The sequence below is a fragment of the Duganella dendranthematis genome (assembly GCF_012849375.1).
Lineage (GTDB): Bacteria > Pseudomonadota > Gammaproteobacteria > Burkholderiales > Burkholderiaceae_D > Rugamonas > Rugamonas dendranthematis.
In genome coordinates this window covers 225,270-241,250 of sequence record NZ_CP051684.1, presented here as the reverse complement: position 1 = coordinate 241,250, position 15,981 = coordinate 225,270, and the positions used below count along the sequence as shown (strand labels likewise).

The following is a 15,981-nucleotide window of genomic DNA, read 5'->3' as shown; positions in this document are numbered from 1 at the left end:
AGAGAGCCATCAAAGGAGGGAGATCCGACTTTTGCGCTTTCCTTCGCTGGCATTATCCAGATCAGGTACGAAGGGTATCTCTCACCCGGAAACAATGTTCCAGGACCCCTAGCGAAGCGGCGAGTGTATCACAGTTCACAATTGACATCGCGTGCGCCACGTTTGGCGCGGCGTCGCTACACTGCGAACTTGCGCCGCAGGGCGGAAGTGGAAGGGGTTGGAATGAAGCAGTCGTATCAAGAGGGAAGCTGGTTTGCCGTGCCATTGCTGGACGGCGGCTATGGATGGGGTCTGGTGGCGAGGCTGTCGCCGGGCAGTAAAATCATGCTGGCCTATCTGTTCGGCCCCAAGCTGCCGCGCTTCCCGTCGCTGGAAGAATTGAATACGCTGCGGCCGCAGGACGCCGTCAAGGTGCTGCGTTGCGGCGACATGGCGCTGGCCAGCGGTCACTGGCGCGTGCTGGGCGATATCGATACGTGGGACCCGGCGCAGTGGCCGGTGCCGCAGTTCCTGCGCCGTGCCGACGCGCTCAAGCGCGCCTGGCGGGTCACCTATGCCGATCCGGACCCCAGCCGTTCGGAGCGCGAAGAGTCTGTCCCCTATGATACACAAGGGCTGGACATCGATTCGCTGTACGGTTACGGCTCAGCGGAGCTATTGCTGACCAAATTGCTGGAAGGACCGGACCACCCGATCAACCAGCAAACGGCGCAGCAGACGGCGCGCAGCTGACATTCCACGCCGCGTATTCGCCGCGGCTTTTGCGCACCGCAACCCGCACCTGCGTCTCGCGGTCGCTGTCGAACACCATGCCCACCATGGTTGGTGCGCCGTTGGACGGCGGCGCCGGCTCGATGGCGCTCAGGCGGAAGGTTAGCGAGCGTTGGCGCGCGCAGCCGGAGTTTCCGGCGAACAGCAGCCGCGCGCGCGCCAGCAGTTCACGGTGCTGCCAGATCAGCGCCTTGACGTCGTCCGGATGCACGGCCGGGTCCATGCGCGTGGTGTATTGCGCGGCGGTGCAGATCACTTTCGGCGTGGCCAGCCAGACGTACCATTCCGGCGCGGCGGCCGACGGCGTCCAGCGCTGGTCCTGCGGCGCCTTGGGATTGTAGATGTAGCTGGTGCGCACCTGCCGGCACAGGTCCGGCGTAAAGTGGCGCGGCGACGAATCGACCCGCGCGATCACCTGCCACGGTTCCTTGCCGCGCCGCTGGATGTCGAACACCGGCGCAAACAGCGACGGGCCGCCACTGATCCTGGCCGGCACTTGCAGGCGATAGTATTCCTCGAACGAGCTGCGTTCCTCGGCAGTCGGCTCGCGCAGCTGCAAGGAGGGCGGCGTCTTTGGCCTGGCGGCCGGCGCGGCGGCGCAAACGCTGGCGGCAAGCGCCAACGCGGCGGCAAACAGAACGCGCCGCATCACAGCGCCTTCATCACGATCTGGATCTGCAAGCCGCCGCCTTCGCGGTTGCGCACATTTAGCTCGGCGCCGTGGCGGGTGATCACGCGGTCGACAATCGCCAGCCCCAGCCCGGCGCCGTTGGCCTGGCCGCGCGCCGCATCGAGCCGGGTAAAGGGCTTGAGCAGCTGCTCGATTTGATCCGGCGGCACGCCGGTGCCGTGATCCTGCACTTCGATGATCACGCGTTTGGCCGCATGCATGCCTTTGACGCTGCACTTGATGTCGATCTCGGTGTAGTCGGCATCCGCCTTGCGGCCGTAGCGGCGGGCGTTTTCGATCAGGTTGTTAATCACGCGCTTGATGTCGGTGGCGTTGCCCATCGCATGGGCGTCGGGCGCGATGTCGGTGTTGATGCGCACGTCGGGCAGGCGCGAGACTTCATGCGCGGTGTCGGTCAGCAGTTCGCTGATGTCGACGTTGACGAAGCTGGACGCCTCGGTGGGCTTGGCGTAGTCAAGGAACTGGCCGATGATGGCGTCCATCTGGCCGATGTCGGACTGCATGCCCTCGCGCGCCTCGGTCGACAGATTGGCCATCTCCAGTTCCAGCTGCATGCGCGCCAGCGGCGTGCGCAAATCGTGCGAAATGCCGGCCAGGATCACCGCGCGGTCCGATTCGACCTGCTGCAAATCGGTCACCATCTGGTTGAAGCTGCGGTTGGCCTCCATGATTTCGGCCGGCCCTTTTTCCGGCAGCGGGGCGGGGTGCTTGCCCTGGGCGAAATCGCGGGTGGCCTGGGTCAGGCGGCGCAGCGGCAGGTTAATCAGGCTGGAAATGAAGGCGGCGCCCAGCAGCGACACTACCGACACCACGCTGGCCCAGCCCAGCCACTGGATGCCGGTCAGGCCGCGGATGCGTTCGCGCTCCAGCATCAGCCAATACTGGTCGTCGTCGATCTTGAAGCTGACCCAGAAGCCCGACACGCCGTTCACCTTGGACGAGAAACGCGTGTCCTGCCCCAGCTTGGCGCGTACCAGTTGCTCGATGTCCGGCATCAGCGCGTTGTTGGCCGGCGGCGCCACCTGGTCGTCGTCCTCCAGCGTGAACACGCGGATGCCCTCATTGGCCACCAGGTCGAACAGCAGCTCGCGCCGCAGTTCGGGCGCGGCGTGCGTCAGTGCGGCGTGGGTGATGGTGACCACCGAGATCACCTGGGCGGAAATCTGCTGCACCTGCGGCTCGTGCTGCACCACGCTGATCATGCCGACCCAGGCCGTCATGCTGGTGGTGGTGAGGGCGCCAAGTAAAAAGAAGGTGCGCCAGAATAGGCCGCTTTTCAGGCTGGCGAGGCGTAGCGGGAAGGGAAACTTCAGCAGCGACTTCATAGGCGTCCGCAGATTAGCGCGGCTGTCCCTCCGGGATGAATACATAGCCCAGGCCCCACACGGTCTGGATGTACAGCGGGCTGGAAGGGTCCGGCTCGATCAGCTTGCGCAGGCGCGAGATCTGCACGTCCAGGCTGCGGTCGAACACTTCGTATTCGCGGCCGCGCGCCAGTTCCATCAGTTTTTCGCGCGACAGCGGCTGGCGCGCATGGCGGGCAAATACTTTTAGTACCGAAAACTCGCCGGTGGTCAGCGGCACCGTCTCGCCGTTTTTCTTCAGCGTGCGGGTGCCCAGGTCCAGCACGAACTGGCCGAACTCGAAGGTTTGCGGGGTTTCCGACGGCGCGCCGGGGATTTCGTCCGGGCCGCGGCGGCGCAGCACGGCGCCGATGCGGGCCACCAGTTCGCGCGGATTGAAAGGCTTGGGCAGATAGTCGTCTGCGCCCATTTCCAGGCCGACGATGCGGTCGACGTCTTCGCCTTTGGCGGTCAGCATGATGATCGGCGTCTGGTCGCCGGCGCCGCGCAGGCGGCGGCAGATCGACAGGCCGTCTTCGCCCGGCAGCATCAGGTCCAGCACCAGCAGGTCGTAGCGCTCGCGCAGCCACAGTTTGTTCATGGCGGTGGCGCTTTCCGCGGTGAAGACATTGAAGCCTTGCTCGGTCAGGTAGCGGCGCAGCAGATCACGCAGTCGGACGTCGTCGTCGACCACCATGATTTTGGCGGCATGGCCCTGGCCATGGGTCGCGTTGTTGCCGGAATCAGTCGTTGTTGTAGTCATTTGGCTGTCAGATTTGTCTTATTCATGTTGCTATGGTAACGTCATATTCGTCCTGCGAAAACACGCACGACAACCCATTACAAAGTGTTACAAACTTTACCCAATTCGCCTTACCCCTCAGGCAAAGCATCATACACTGCGGGCATAGATTCAGCTTTCCAGGGGACGTCATGTTCATCGATCACAAAAGAAAATTCGCGGCAGCTAGCGCATCTTTTTGCGTTCGATTCACTATGGCTTCCGCATTGGTGTGCGGTTTGCTGGGCGCCAGCCTGGCGCATGCCGACGGCGATGGACCCAATGGCCAGCAACGCCGCGACCAGCCGCCGCAATCGCAGCAGCATCAACAGAACGCGCCACGCGGCGATCAGCCGCGTTCCGGCGACGTGCGCCAACTCGATCCACGCAGCTACGAAGCGCGCGCCGAAGAACAGCGCCGCGCCATGCAGGACGCCAGCCGCAACGCCGAGATGAGCCGCCGTGTCGGCCGCATGACGCCGGACGAGCGCCGCGACCTGCGTCGCCAGATCAACGAGGTCAGTCAGGATTTGTACGCGGTGCCGCCGCGTCGTTGATTGCTTTGTTGATTATCTGATACTCAAGAGTAATAAAACGCTAAATTTATTATTTGCGTATTATTGTTTTGTATCAATATCCTCACACTTGTGGCGCTTGGCGCCGCCTTTCTCCTATCTTTTGCATGGTCTGCGTGTAAGATCAATTAATCACACGCAACGCCTTCCGGCAGCCTGCGTGCCGTTTGGAGGAAGACCGTGGTTCAAGACGTTGCATCCGCAGCGCTAGCCGTCGGCTCGGAGCCAGAAGCTCCCGGTCCCGGCTTGCCTATTGGTTTAGTGAAGCGTGCGGACGGAATTTATATCGATGTGGGCATGAGCAAGCCGGCGCTGACGGCGGCGGTGACGCACGTGTTCCAGTCCGGCGGCTACTTCGCCGGTCTCGATTACGCCGCGCTGATGCAGGCGCTGTATGGCGTCGGGCCCGATCTCGGCGAGGTGCAGGCGCTGCGCCTGGCCGACGCCGTGCGCATGTTCGACGGCGCCCGCCTGGCGCTGTACAAGAATCCCAAAATCAGCCTGTCCTATGCCGAGTACACCTTCCAGCCGCTGTTCCTGGACGAGATCACGCTGCCCGACGGCACCGTGATTCCCGAGCGTCCGGCGCACCTAGATATCGACGAATTCATCGCTGATATGTGGAACAAAGGTATCTGCTTCGGCATCGACGTGGCGGCGGTGAAGGCGGCCATGCTGTCGCCCAAGGCCGACCGCATCACCTTCGCCACCGACCTGGAGCCGGAAAACGGCAAGGACGCCTTTGTGGTGGAAGTCTCGTCCGACCTGCACCGCAGCGATGCGCCCAAAGCGCGCGCCGACGGCCGCATCGACCTGCAAAGCTTCCAGAACCGCTTCCCGCAGATTAAGGCTGACGTCCGGCTGCTGAAGAAGGAGCCGTCGGTGCCTGGCTTGCCGGGCTTCGACCTGGCCGGCCGCAGGACCGAGCCGGCGCCGCCCAAGGACTTGACGCTGCGCTTCCTGGCCGGCGAGGGCACAGAGGCCAAAACCTTCGAGGACGGCGAATACCTGGTCTCCACACGCGAGGGCTTTTTGAGCGTGGACGCCAAGTCCAGCCGCATTTCGATCACCGATAAAATCATCAGCCTGGAAGGCGTCAGCGGCCGTACCACCGGCAACTTGCAACTGGCCGGCGCTTATGAGGAATACGGCGACGTGCAGGAGCAGCGGGATGTCACCGGCTCCGATATCACCGTGCACGGCAACGTCTATGGGAACATCCATTCGCGCGGCGGCACGGTGGTGCTGGACAAGAATCTGGTCAGCGGCAGCGTGCATAACGTGGCCGGCAATATCAATATCGCCGGCGTCGCGTCCAACTCGGTGATCCATGCGGTGAATGGCGCGGTCACCATCCAGCGTGCCGAGAACTGCGTGATCTCGGGTGTCAACGTCAAGATTGAGGAAGCCTCCAACTGCGAAATCATCGGCGACGGCGTGCTGATTTCGGTGGCCGAAGGCTGCGCCATCGCCGGCCGCAACGTCGAGGTGGAAAGCGCCGGTCCGCGTCGCCGCACGGAGATGATCATCTATGTACTGGTGAAGGACGTGACGCAGTTCGACCAGGAGATCGCCGAACTGGAAGCGCGCGTGGCCGCTTTCGCCCAGGCCAATGCCGACAGCCAGCAGGAGATCGATCGCATCTCGGCGCTGCCGGACGTGCGCCGCTATCTGGCGCTGGCGGCCAAGCTGCGCACGCAGGAGCTGGTGCTGACGCCGGAGCAGGGCCAGTTCCTGCGCAAGATCGCCACGGCGGTGGCGGAAGAGATCAAAGCCATACAGAAGCACAAGCTGGACTTGCAAGTCGGTCAGACCCAGCATACGCTGCTGAGCGAGCGGCTGGCGCGGGTGATCGAGCAGAAGGTGGAGGCAGCCGGTATTGCGCGCTGCGGGCTGCACATGGCCAGCGGCGAGACGCTGGTGCGCACCATGCCGTTTGTCGCCGACACGGCGGCGCTGCGGCAGCTGCCGCCCAAGGATCTGAAGCAGCGCCTGCGCGGCACGCCCAGCGGCGGCCAGTTGCTGTTTGCCGACAGTGCCGGCGCGCTGGACTGGCACCTGGATCCGCGCCTGCGGCCGGCATCGCCTTGAAGCGGCTGGCGCAAGCCCGGCGTAACATGCTAATCTTGGGCTAATATCAAAAAGTGAAGGGGACGCGCCATGGCGCGCTGGCCCGACGTACATTTTCCTGGGGATTAGACTGTGTCAGACGACGCGACGGCGCTGGAACCAACTGCGGAAGGCGATCTCCCGACAGCGATCGTCAAGCGCGCCGACGGCATCTTCTTCAAGGGCGATGCATCGGCGGTGGCTTGCGCTTTGGCGGCCAGCCAGGTGTTCCTCGGCAGCGCCTATTTCGCCGGGCTGGATTACGCGGTGTTCAGCAAGATGCTGTACAACGTTGGCCCGGATCTGCCGGAAAACCTGCGCGACCAGCCGCTGCTGCGTTTCGCCGATTCCATCGAACCATTCCACGCGCCGCGCCGCGCCTTGTACAAGACGGTCAAGGTCATCAACGGCGAGGCGGAATACTATTTCGAGCCGGTGTTCTTCGACGTCCCTGACATGCCACCGCAACCGGCGCGCCTGAACTTCGACGAATTCGTCGCTGATATGTGGGTCAAGGGCATCCGCTTCGGCATCGATGCGCCGGCGGTGCGCGACGTCATTGCCACCGGGCGGCTGGCGCGCATCATCGTCGCGCGGCGCCTGAACGCGGTGCCGGGCAAGGACGCCGCCATTGTCGAAGTGTCGCAGGATATCCATCGCAGCAATGCGCCCAAGGACATGGGCGACGGCCGGCTGGATCTGCAATCGTTCCAGAACCGCTTCCCGCAGGTGAAGCCGAACGTCAAGCTGCTGCGCAAGATGCCGCGCGCGGCGGGCGTGCGCGGGTATGAGTTGTCAGGACTGGTGCTGGAGCCGCCGCTGCCCAAGGATATCGAACTGGCCAGCGTGGCCGGCGATGGTACGGTGATCGAGAACCTGCGCGGCGGTGAATTTTTGGTGTCGGCGGTCGAAGGTTTTCTGAGTGTGGACCCGGCCACCAAGCGCCTGTCGATCGGTCCCAAGATCATCAGCCGCGAAGGCGTTAGCGCGCGCACCACCGGCAATTTGCAGCTGACCGGCGAGTACGAGGAATTCGGCGACGTGCAGGAGCAGCGCATGGTCGAAGGCGGCAACATCACCATCCACGGCGACGTGTTCGGGAATATCGTCTCGCGCGGTGGCGATGTGCTGCTGAGTAAAAACCTGATGGGCGGCACCGTCACCAACGCCGACGGCGCGATCCGCGTGCGTGGCGTGGCATCCGGCGCGGTGCTGCAAACCAAGCGCGGTGAGGTGGCCCTGACGCGTGCCGAGAGCTGCATCATCTCCGGCAGCCGGGTGGTGATCGGCGAGGCCAGTAACTGCGAGATCATGGCCGATGAAGTGGTCATCAAGGTGGCCGAAGGCTGCGCCATCGCCGCCCGCAAGATCGAGATTGTGCACGCCGGTCCGCGCAAGCAGAACGAGATGCTGTTGTACGCGCTGGTGCCGGATACCACAAAGTTCGACAAGAAGATCGCCGAGTTGCAGCCCAAGGTGCAGCACGCGGCGCGCGAGGCGGATGCGCGCAAGGCCGAGATGGACGCCATCACCGGCCAGACCGAAGTGCGCAACTACCTGACGCTGGCCACGCGCGTGCGCAAGCGCGAGGTGGTGCTGACGCCGGAGCAGCTGCCGCTGTTCCAGAAGATGGCGGAAGCGGTCGGCCCGTCGCTGCGCCAGGTGGCGAAGATTTCGCTGGCGATCAAGGCGGCGCAGGTGCAGCAGGAACAGGCGCAGGGCGAGGTCGATCAGGTACAGCGGCAGAAGTCCGCGCTGATACGCGGCTCGCGCTGCACGGTGGAGCTGATCACCGGCGACGTGCTGCTGCGGACCATGAGCTTTGTGCCCGGCGAACCGCCGCCCTACGATCGTCCGGCCAAGGAATTGAAAGCCAAGGTGCGCACCGCCACGCCGGGCATGACCGTGCTGCACTCAGGCCCGGTGGGGCCGATCAACTGGGCGCCGTATGCTGAAAACTAGTGCGCCGGCCGCGCCATACTAATTCGCGCTAGACTGCACTAAGCGGCACTAATCCACACTACACGGCACTAATCCGCCCGCAGAACTGCTAGCAGCTCGCGCGCGTAGCCGGGCAGTGCGGCTTCGTCGCGCACGCAGACCAGCAGTTTGCGGTCGGCCCAGGCGTCGCTTAGCTTGACGATGCGCAGTTCGTCCGGACTGCGGTGAGCGGCGCTTTCCGGCAGCAGCGCCAGGCCGGCGCCGCTGGCGGCCATGCGGGCCATCGCTTCAAAACTGCGCAGGCGGATCTTGCAGTGCAGTCGGCGGCCCAGCCGGGCCGCTTGTTCGACAGCTTGCTGCTGAAAAGCGCTGTCGCCGGCCAGGCCGATAAAGTCGTGGTCCAGCGCATCGGCAAACCCCATGTGGCGCTTGTGTCCCAGCGTGTGTGCCAGCGGATGGCTGCGCGCCATTGCCAGCACTAGCGGGTCGTCGCGGAAGGGGAAGGTTTGCAGTGCGGCGTGGTCCACCGCGTCCGAGATGATGCCGATGTCCGCCACGCCGTCGGCCAGCGCTTGCACGATGTCGCGGCTCAGGCGCTCTTCCAGGTTGATGCTCAGTTGCGGATGGGTTTTCAGGAACGCAGCCAGCGCGTCCGGCAGGAACTCGGTCATGGCGGAGGTATTGCACAGCAGCCGCACCTGGCCTTTCAAGCCGGTAGCGAATTGCGCCAGATCGGCGTGCATGTCCTCCACCTGGCGGGTAATGGCGCGCGCATGCTGTAGCAGCGTGCGGCCGGCCTCGGTGGGCTCGGCGCCGCGCCGGCCGCGTTGCAGCAGCGGCACGTCCAGCGCTTCCTCCATGCCGCGCACGCGGGCGCTGGCCGAGGGCAGCGCCAGATGCGCCAACTGCGCGCCAGCCGTAATGCTGCCGCTGTCGGCGATATGGATGAACAGCTTAAGATCGGTCAGGTCGAAGCGCATAGCCTATGGATAATCCGAAGTCTGCCTCAGTATAAGCCAGATTTTCAAGCGCGTGCCGGCGGCGCAGAATAGCGGGCATGGATACTTTATTTATTGCGCTTGTCTTCGTGCTGGCCGGCCTGGTGAAGGGCGTGACCGGCATGGGTTTACCGACGGTCGCGGTGGCACTGCTGACCCTGCACATGTCGCCACTGGAGGCGGCGGCGCTATTGATTGTGCCTTCGTCGATTACGAATGTATGGCAGCTGGCGGCCGGGACTGCGCTGTACCCGCTGTGGCGGCGCTTGCGATGGCTGCTGCTGGCGGTATGTGTGGGCACTGGCTGCGCGCCGCTACTGGCTGGGGCGGCATGGAGCGGCGCGGTGCTCGGCGTGGCCTTGCTGGCCTACAGCGTGCTTGGACTGACCGGCTGGCGCATGCGGGTGGCGCCGCGCGCCGAACGCTGGGCCGGGCCGCTGGCCGGCGCCGCCACCGGCATCATGGCCGGGGTGACCGGCGTTTTCGTGATGCCGGTGGCCCCTTATCTGCAAGCGCTCAATCTGGACAAGGAGGATCTGATCCAGGCCATGGGCATGGCCTTCACCGTCTCCACGCTGGCACTGGCCGCCATGCTGGCCGCGCGCGGTGAGTGGCATGTGACGGCGGCAGGGCAATCTCTGCTGGCGCTGGTTCCGGCCTTCGCCGGCATGCAACTGGGTCAGTGGCTGCGGGGCCGGATGCCGCCAGTGGTGTTCCGTCGCTGCTTCTTCATTGCCTTGCTGGCGCTTGGTGCGCACCAGCTGGCGGCGTGGCTTTTGTATGAATTTAGATGAAGTGTCACTATTTAAAGTTTTCCTGTCACTAGCCAGTTTTCCCGGTTAATGCCAAGATAACGCCATGTCAAATATCTACCGCAGTCAATTCCGTATGCCCTTCACGCTGTTCGAAAAGCTGAAGGCAGAAGCCGGCAAAGCTGGCCGCAGCGTCAATGCCGAATTGGTCGGGCGGCTGGAGCGAAGCCTCACCGACAGCTCAAACGAAATTGACGTGCGCATCATCTTTGAAGCGCTGGAGCGGCTTTCGTTGCGCAATCCGGAGCTGCGCTACAGCTTTGGCGTCAATATGGGCAGCCAGCTTGACGAGCGACCCGCCGAGATCAAGAGCGGCGACTGGACGCTGGCGGCCAATCCCGGCAGCGCGGCAGCGGATGTCTACCTTCACCAGAATCCGGACCTCCTGCAAAAGAAGGCCTGAGCGGCAAGCGACCTGTGGTTACAGGACGACCTTGCCGCGCAGTTGTTTTCTCTCGCCGTCCTTGCTCTTGCCTTCCAGGCGCCGGCGCTGCGACCCGAGCGTAGGCTTGGTGGCGCGGCGCACTGCGGGCAGCACGGCCACGCTGTCGACCATCTCCTGAAGGCGGCGTAACGCGTCCTGCTTGTTGGCTCCCAGGCTGCGCGACTGCTGCGCCTTCATCACCACCACACCTTCGCGCGTAAGGCGGCTGTCGCGCAGGGCCAGCATGCGTTGCTTGATATGGTCGGGCAGCGACGACGCAGCGATGTCGAAGCGCACATGCACGGCGTTCGACACCTTGTTCACATTTTGCCCGCCCGGGCCCTGGGCGCGGATGGCGGTGAATTCCACTTCATCGGGATTAATCTGGTTCATGCGGCGATTGTAGCAAACACGCCAACGCGCCGGGGAAGGTTGATGCCTGTCAACGCCAGCAACGGCGTGCGCGGTTAGGATGGCACTTGCTGTTCTCCGAACGAAAGGATCAACATGTCTTCCTCGACCACGCAGGCCAGCGCCGCTGAGGCGCAGCAGTATCTGGTATTCCGGCTCGGCGGACTCGATTACGCGCTGGATTTCAGCAAGGTGCAGGAACTGCGGCCGTTACAGGCATTGGAACGCTTCTCGTCAGATGACGGCGAGATTATCAGCGGCGTGGTGGTGTCGCGCGGCGTGATCATGCCGATCGTCGATATGCGCATCGCCTTCGGTCCGCGCCCGCCGCAGCATGATCCACTGACGGACGTGATCATTCTCAAGCTGTCCAGCTGCGTGATGGGGATGGTGGTGGATGGCGTGACGGACATCGTCGCGCTGAAGCTGGACCAGATCGAACCGATTGCCGGCGCGGCGGCGGTGGATTATCTGATCGGGTTGGGAGAGGTGGACGGACGCCGTTTGATCGTGGTGGACATCGATAAGCTGATGTCCATCCGCAAAGTGCAGTTCGGCGCCCGCCAGGCAGCCTAGCGGCTAAAGCTTAGCCGAGCGCTTCCATCTGCTCATTCAACTCCAGCCACTGGGCTTCCAGCTCGCCCAGGTCCTTGTTGAAGAAGGTCTGGTCGGCCAGCAGCTGCTTCAGCTTGGCCTTGTTGGCGGCGTCGTAGATCGACTCTTCGCCCAGCTTGGCTTCCACTTCCGCCTTCTGTGTCGTGCGCTTGGCGATCTGCTCGTCCAGGCGCTTGATTTTCTGCTCCAGCGGCTTGCGCAGCGCGGACAGGCGCTGGCGCTCTTCCGCCTCCTTGCGCTTCTGTTCCTTGGTGTTGACCACCGGCGCGTCAACCGCAGCCTTTTCCGGCGCGACCGGCGACTGCACCGGGAACGCGGTTTTGTTTTCCTTGCCCGCCGCCGGCAGCACGTCGGTGCCTTTACCCAGCTTGGTCTGGAACAGCCAATCCTTGTAGTCATCCAGGTCGCCGTCGAACGGTTGCAGCTTGCCGTCGGCGACAATGATGAACTGGTCGGTGGTGGCGCGCAGCAGGTGGCGATCGTGGGATACCACCACCAGCGTGCCTTCGAACTGCGCCAGCGCTTCGGTCAGCGCTTCGCGGGTTTCCAGATCCAGGTGATTGGTTGGTTCATCGAGCAGCAGCAGGTTAGGGCGCTGCCAGACGATCAGCGCCAGTGCCAGGCGCGCTTTCTCGCCGCCGGAGAACGGCGCGATCGAGCTGGTGACCATGGTGCCCGGGAAGTTGAAGCCGCCCAGGAAGTTGCGCAGTTCCTGCTCACGCACGGTCGGCGCGATCTTCGCCAAGTGCCACAGCGGCGATTCGTCGTGACGCAGCATCTCCACTTGGTGCTGGGCGAAGTAACCGATGTTCAGGCCCTTGCCGGTGGTTGACTCGCCGGTCAGCGGCGCGATGTCGCCGGCGATGGTCTTGATCAGCGTCGATTTACCGGCGCCGTTCACGCCCAGCAGGCCAATGCGCTGGCCGATCTGCAGCGAGAAGTTGATGTTGTTGACGATGGTCTTGTGCGTGATCTCGCCGGTCGCCTGGTCTTCGATCTTGTAACCCGCATCGACGTCTTCCATCACCAGCAGCGGATTCGGTGCGCTCAGCGGCTCGCGGAATTCAAACGAGAATTCGGCGGCGGCGCGCAACGGCGCCAGTTCTTCCATCTTGGCCAGCGCCTTCATGCGGCTCTGCGCCTGACGGGCCTTGGAGGCTTGCGCCTTGAAGCGGTTGACGAACGATTCCAGGTGGGCGCGTTTGCGCTGCTGCTTTTCCAGCGCGCCGGCGGCCAGGATCATCTGCGCTGCGCGCTGACGTTCGAAGGCCGAGTAGTTGCCCGAGTAGCGTTTCAGCTTGCGCTCATCGATGTGCACCACGACGTTGACGATTTCATCGAGGAAGTCGCGATCGTGGGAGATGATCAGCAGCGTGCCGGGGTAGCGTTTCAGCCAGTCTTCCAGCCAGATGATCGCGTCCAGATCCAGGTGATTGGTTGGCTCATCGAGCAGCAGCAGGTCGGAAGGGCACATCAGCGCCTGCGCCAGATTCAAACGCATGCGCCAGCCGCCGGAGAAGCTGGCCACCGGTTGCTGCATCTGGTCCAGCGAGAAGCCAAGGCCCAGCAGCAGCTGTTCGCCGCGCGACTGCACGGTGTAGGCGTCGGCGTCGGCCAGCTCGCTGTAGATTTCACCGATGGCGATGCCGTTCTCGGTGGTTTCCGGTTCGGACTCCAGGCGCGCCAGTTCGGCTTCCAGCTTGCGCAGCGTGACGTCGCCATCGATGGCGTAGTCCAGCGCCGCGCGTTCCAGCGGCGGGGTTTCCTGCGCCACGTAGGCGACACGCCACTTGGCCGGGAAGTCGATATCGCCCTGGTCCGGGTGCAGCTCGCCGCGCATCATCGCGAACAGGCTGGATTTGCCGGCGCCGTTGGCGCCGATCAGGCCAATCTTGTCGCCGGGGTTGAGGGTAACGTCGACTTGTTCCAGCAGCGGCTTTATGCCGCGCATCAGGCTTACTTGGTTAAAACGGATCATTGCATGTTCTCGATACCGTCGTCCCCGCGGAGGCGGGGATCCATACTCAGCATGGATTCCCGCCTGCGCGGGAAGGACGCGGGTTATTTTTAGAGTTTCAACTGGTCGGCGGTCAGCAGGAAGACCATGTCGTCGCCATTGCTGGTGGTGAGCCATGTCAGGCCAAGTTCACCAAATGCAGCTTCGGCGTATTCCTTTTCATTGCCGATTTCGACGATCAGCAGGCCATCGTCGGTCAGACGTTCGGCGGCACCTGCCACGATGCGGCGCACCAGGTCCATGCCGTCTTTGCCGCCGTCCAGCGCCAGTTCAGGCTCGGCGCGGTATTCCATCGGCAGCTTGCTCATCGACGCCGAGTTCACGTAAGGCGGATTGGTGATGATCAGGTCATACTTCTTGTTCGGCACATTGGCGTACAGGTCGGACTGGATCAGCGTCAGACGGTTTTCCAGTTCGTAGGTGGCGACGTTGCGCTTGGCGACTTCCAGCGCATCGGCCGAGATATCGACCGCATCGACGGCGGCATCCGGGAAAGCGTCGGCCATCATGATGGCCAGGCAGCCGGACCCGGTGCACAGTTCCAGGATGTTCGACACATTCTCAGGCTCGTTGACCCAAGGCGCGAAGTATTCCGGAATCAGTTCGGCGATGAAGGAGCGCGGCACGATGGTGCGCTCGTCGACGTAGAACTTGTAGGTGCCGAGGAAGGCTTCGTTGGTGATGTAGGCAGCCGGCACGCGGTCGTTGGTGCGGCGGTCGATCACGGCCAGCACCGCGGCCACTTCTTCCGGCAGCAGCTTCGCATCCAGGAAAGGATCGAGCAGGTCCAGCGGAAGCTTGAGCGTGTGCAGGATCAGATAGGCTGCTTCGTCATACGCTTCGGTGCTGCCATGGCCGAAAAACAGCTTGGCGGTGTTGAAGCGGGTGACGGCGTAGCGCAGCAGGTCGCGCGGCGTGGTGAATAGAGTCGTGTTCATGGCTATCTCGGTAAAACGGTCATCGGAGCCCACGCCGCGCTGCTATTTACGTCAGCAGGTTTTCCAGCGTGCGGCGATAGATATTCTTCAGCGGATCGACAAATCGCAGCTCGATATGCTCATCGATCTTGTGGATACTTGCGTTGGGAGGCCCGAATTCTATCACCTGAGGGCAGATCTGCGCGATAAAGCGGCCGTCCGAAGTGCCGCCGGTGGTCGACAATTCGGTGGTAACGCCGGTTTCCGACTTGATCGCCGCCGACAGCGCATCGCTCAGGGTGCCTCGCGGAGTCAGGAACGGCAAGCCGCTCAGCGCCCATTTGATGTCGTAATGGAGGTGGTGCTTGTCCAGGATGGCGTGCACGCGGCGTTTCAGCTCCTCGTGGGTGCTGGCGGTGGAGAAGCGGAAGTTGAAGTCGACCACCATCTCGCCCGGAATCACATTATTGGCGCCGGTGCCGGCGTTAATGTTGGACATCTGCCAGGAGGTCGGCAGATAGTACTCGTTACCGTGGTCCCAGACTTCGGCCGCCAGTTCGGCCAGTGCCGGCGCGCCCAGATGGATCGGGTTCTTGGCCAGCTGCGGATAGGCGATGTGGCCTTGCACGCCCTTGATGGTCAGCTTGCCGGACAGCGAGCCACGGCGGCCGTTCTTGATCATGTCGCCCAGCGTTTCATCCGAGGTTGGCTCGCCGACGATGCAGTAGTCCAGCGTCTCGCCGCGCTCTTTGAGCAGATTGCAGACGATGACCGTGCCATCGGTGGCCGGACCTTCTTCATCGCTGGTAATCAGGAAGGCGATCGAGCCTTTGTGATCGGCGTGCTTGGCGATGAACTCTTCGCAGGCCACGACGAAGGCGGCGATCGAGGTTTTCATGTCGGCCGCGCCGCGGCCATACAGCTTGCCGTCGCGGTGGGTCGGCGTGAAGGGCTGCGAGCGCCATTGCTCGACCGGGCCGGTCGGCACCACGTCGGTATGGCCGGCGAATACCATCACCGGCGAGGTCGTGCCGCGCCGCGCCCACAGATTGGTCACGCCGTTCGATTCGATGGTCTCGCAGGCGAAGCCCAGTGGCGTCAGCAGGTCGATCAGGTGCTGCTGGCAGCCCTTGTCGTCGGGCGTGACGGACGACAGGGAGATCAGTTTTTCGGTCAGCGCCAGGGTCTTGGAGGGAGTCATATCAGCCATTGAAAATTTGTTGGTATTGCGCGTCGGAGAAACCGACCGAGAAGGCGCCGTTGTTGTCCATTACCGGACGTTTGATTACGGACGGGTTTTCCAGCATCAGCGCGATGGCCGCGTCGTCGTCGACGATGGATGCCTTGCGCTCATCGGACAGCGCGCGCCAGGTGGTGCCCTTGCGGTTCACCAGCACGTCGCGCGACAGCTGCTGCAGCCAGCCGGCGACGATGTCGCGGCTCAGGCCTTGCTTTTTAAAGTCATGGAACACGAATTCCTGCTGATGTTCGGCCAGCCAGGTGCGCGCTTTTTTGACGGTATCGCAGTTCGGGATGCCGTAGACGGTAATGGTCATGATAGGTCGGGGAAGTTGGA

16 protein-coding genes and 1 riboswitch are annotated in these 15,981 nt (G+C 63.3%); of the genes, 7 read left to right on the top strand and 9 right to left on the bottom strand.

Annotation, left to right across the window (positions count from 1 at the left end; all coding sequences use genetic code 11):
• Positions 1-21 precede the first annotated feature (21 nt).
• A riboswitch (TPP riboswitch) is annotated at positions 22-120 on the bottom strand.
• 102 nt (positions 121-222) lie between these two features.
• A complete protein-coding gene (locus HH213_RS01235; protein WP_110848878.1) occupies positions 223-732 on the top strand; it encodes an Imm26 family immunity protein in 510 nt (169 codons plus the stop codon).
• Here the strand turns inward: HH213_RS01235 and HH213_RS01230 are convergent.
• Genes HH213_RS01230 through ompR form a run of 3 tightly spaced genes read right to left on the bottom strand, consistent with a single transcriptional unit; the run spans position 695 to position 3,568 of the window.
• Positions 695-1,420 (bottom strand): hypothetical protein, encoded by a 726-nt coding sequence (locus tag HH213_RS01230; protein WP_169110260.1) that lies wholly within the window; start codon positions 1,418-1,420, stop codon positions 695-697. The two genes, HH213_RS01235 and HH213_RS01230, sit on opposite strands and share 38 nt — an antisense overlap.
• Positions 1,420-2,787, bottom strand: coding sequence for an ATP-binding protein (locus HH213_RS01225; protein ID WP_169110258.1), 1,368 nt, complete (start codon positions 2,785-2,787; stop codon positions 1,420-1,422). Before HH213_RS01225 ends, HH213_RS01230 begins: the two co-directional genes overlap by 1 nt.
• 13 nt (positions 2,788-2,800) lie before the next feature.
• A complete protein-coding gene (gene ompR / locus HH213_RS01220; RefSeq protein WP_110848875.1) occupies positions 2,801-3,568 on the bottom strand; it encodes an osmolarity response regulator transcription factor OmpR in 768 nt (255 codons plus the stop codon).
• A gap of 233 nt (positions 3,569-3,801) precedes the next feature.
• Here ompR and HH213_RS01215 point away from each other — a divergent pair, with 233 nt between their 5' ends.
• The 3 genes from HH213_RS01215 to HH213_RS01205 all read left to right on the top strand — a co-directional run bounded on the left by HH213_RS01215 (position 3,802) and on the right by HH213_RS01205 (position 8,232).
• Positions 3,802-4,143 (top strand): hypothetical protein, encoded by a 342-nt coding sequence (locus tag HH213_RS01215; RefSeq protein WP_229263247.1) that lies wholly within the window; start codon positions 3,802-3,804, stop codon positions 4,141-4,143.
• Between the two features lie 315 nt (positions 4,144-4,458).
• Entirely contained in the window at positions 4,459-6,252 is a 1,794-nt protein-coding gene (locus HH213_RS01210) for a flagellar assembly protein A (RefSeq protein ID WP_169110254.1), read from the top strand.
• A gap of 111 nt (positions 6,253-6,363) precedes the next feature.
• The gene (locus tag HH213_RS01205; RefSeq protein ID WP_229263246.1) at positions 6,364-8,232 is read left to right on the top strand and encodes a flagellar assembly protein A; all 1,869 of its coding nucleotides are present in this window, start codon (positions 6,364-6,366) and stop codon (positions 8,230-8,232) included.
• A 68-nt stretch (positions 8,233-8,300) separates the two neighbouring features.
• Here HH213_RS01205 and HH213_RS01200 read toward each other — a convergent pair whose 3' ends face one another.
• On the bottom strand, positions 8,301-9,191 hold the full coding sequence (locus HH213_RS01200) for a LysR family transcriptional regulator (RefSeq protein WP_110848872.1): 891 nt from the start codon (positions 9,189-9,191) through the stop codon (positions 8,301-8,303).
• 77 nt (positions 9,192-9,268) lie between these two features.
• Between HH213_RS01200 and HH213_RS01195 the strand changes: the two genes are divergently transcribed.
• A complete protein-coding gene (locus tag HH213_RS01195) occupies positions 9,269-10,003 on the top strand; it encodes a sulfite exporter TauE/SafE family protein (protein WP_174864379.1) in 735 nt (244 codons plus the stop codon).
• Between the two features lie 94 nt (positions 10,004-10,097).
• Entirely contained in the window at positions 10,098-10,424 is a 327-nt protein-coding gene (locus HH213_RS01190; protein ID WP_199538309.1) for an Arc family DNA-binding protein, read from the top strand.
• 18 nt (positions 10,425-10,442) lie between these two features.
• On the opposite strand, the gene arfB is transcribed toward HH213_RS01190, so the two are convergent.
• Positions 10,443-10,838 (bottom strand): alternative ribosome rescue aminoacyl-tRNA hydrolase ArfB, encoded by a 396-nt coding sequence (arfB, locus tag HH213_RS01185; protein ID WP_169110252.1) that lies wholly within the window; start codon positions 10,836-10,838, stop codon positions 10,443-10,445.
• A 114-nt stretch (positions 10,839-10,952) separates the two neighbouring features.
• On the opposite strand from arfB, the gene HH213_RS01180 reads away from it, so the two are divergent.
• Positions 10,953-11,432 carry a chemotaxis protein CheW gene (locus HH213_RS01180; protein ID WP_110848868.1) on the top strand — a complete coding sequence of 160 codons (480 nt, stop codon included), beginning with the start codon at positions 10,953-10,955 and terminating at the stop codon, positions 11,430-11,432.
• Positions 11,433-11,442: 10 nt separating this feature from the next.
• Here the strand turns inward: HH213_RS01180 and HH213_RS01175 are convergent, their stop codons facing one another.
• From HH213_RS01175 to HH213_RS01160, 4 genes are all read right to left on the bottom strand, one after another.
• Positions 11,443-13,449 carry an ATP-binding cassette domain-containing protein gene (locus HH213_RS01175; protein WP_169110250.1) on the bottom strand — a complete coding sequence of 669 codons (2,007 nt, stop codon included), beginning with the start codon at positions 13,447-13,449 and terminating at the stop codon, positions 11,443-11,445.
• An 89-nt stretch (positions 13,450-13,538) separates the two neighbouring features.
• Positions 13,539-14,426 carry a 50S ribosomal protein L3 N(5)-glutamine methyltransferase gene (gene prmB / locus HH213_RS01170; protein ID WP_110849190.1) on the bottom strand — a complete coding sequence of 296 codons (888 nt, stop codon included), beginning with the start codon at positions 14,424-14,426 and terminating at the stop codon, positions 13,539-13,541.
• Positions 14,427-14,472: 46 nt separating this feature from the next.
• Entirely contained in the window at positions 14,473-15,606 is a 1,134-nt protein-coding gene (gene dapE / locus HH213_RS01165; RefSeq protein ID WP_161053879.1) for a succinyl-diaminopimelate desuccinylase, read from the bottom strand.
• A 1-nt stretch (position 15,607) separates the two neighbouring features.
• On the bottom strand, positions 15,608-15,961 hold the full coding sequence (locus HH213_RS01160) for an ArsC family reductase (protein ID WP_169110248.1): 354 nt from the start codon (positions 15,959-15,961) through the stop codon (positions 15,608-15,610).
• Between the last annotated feature and the right edge of the window lie 20 nt (positions 15,962-15,981).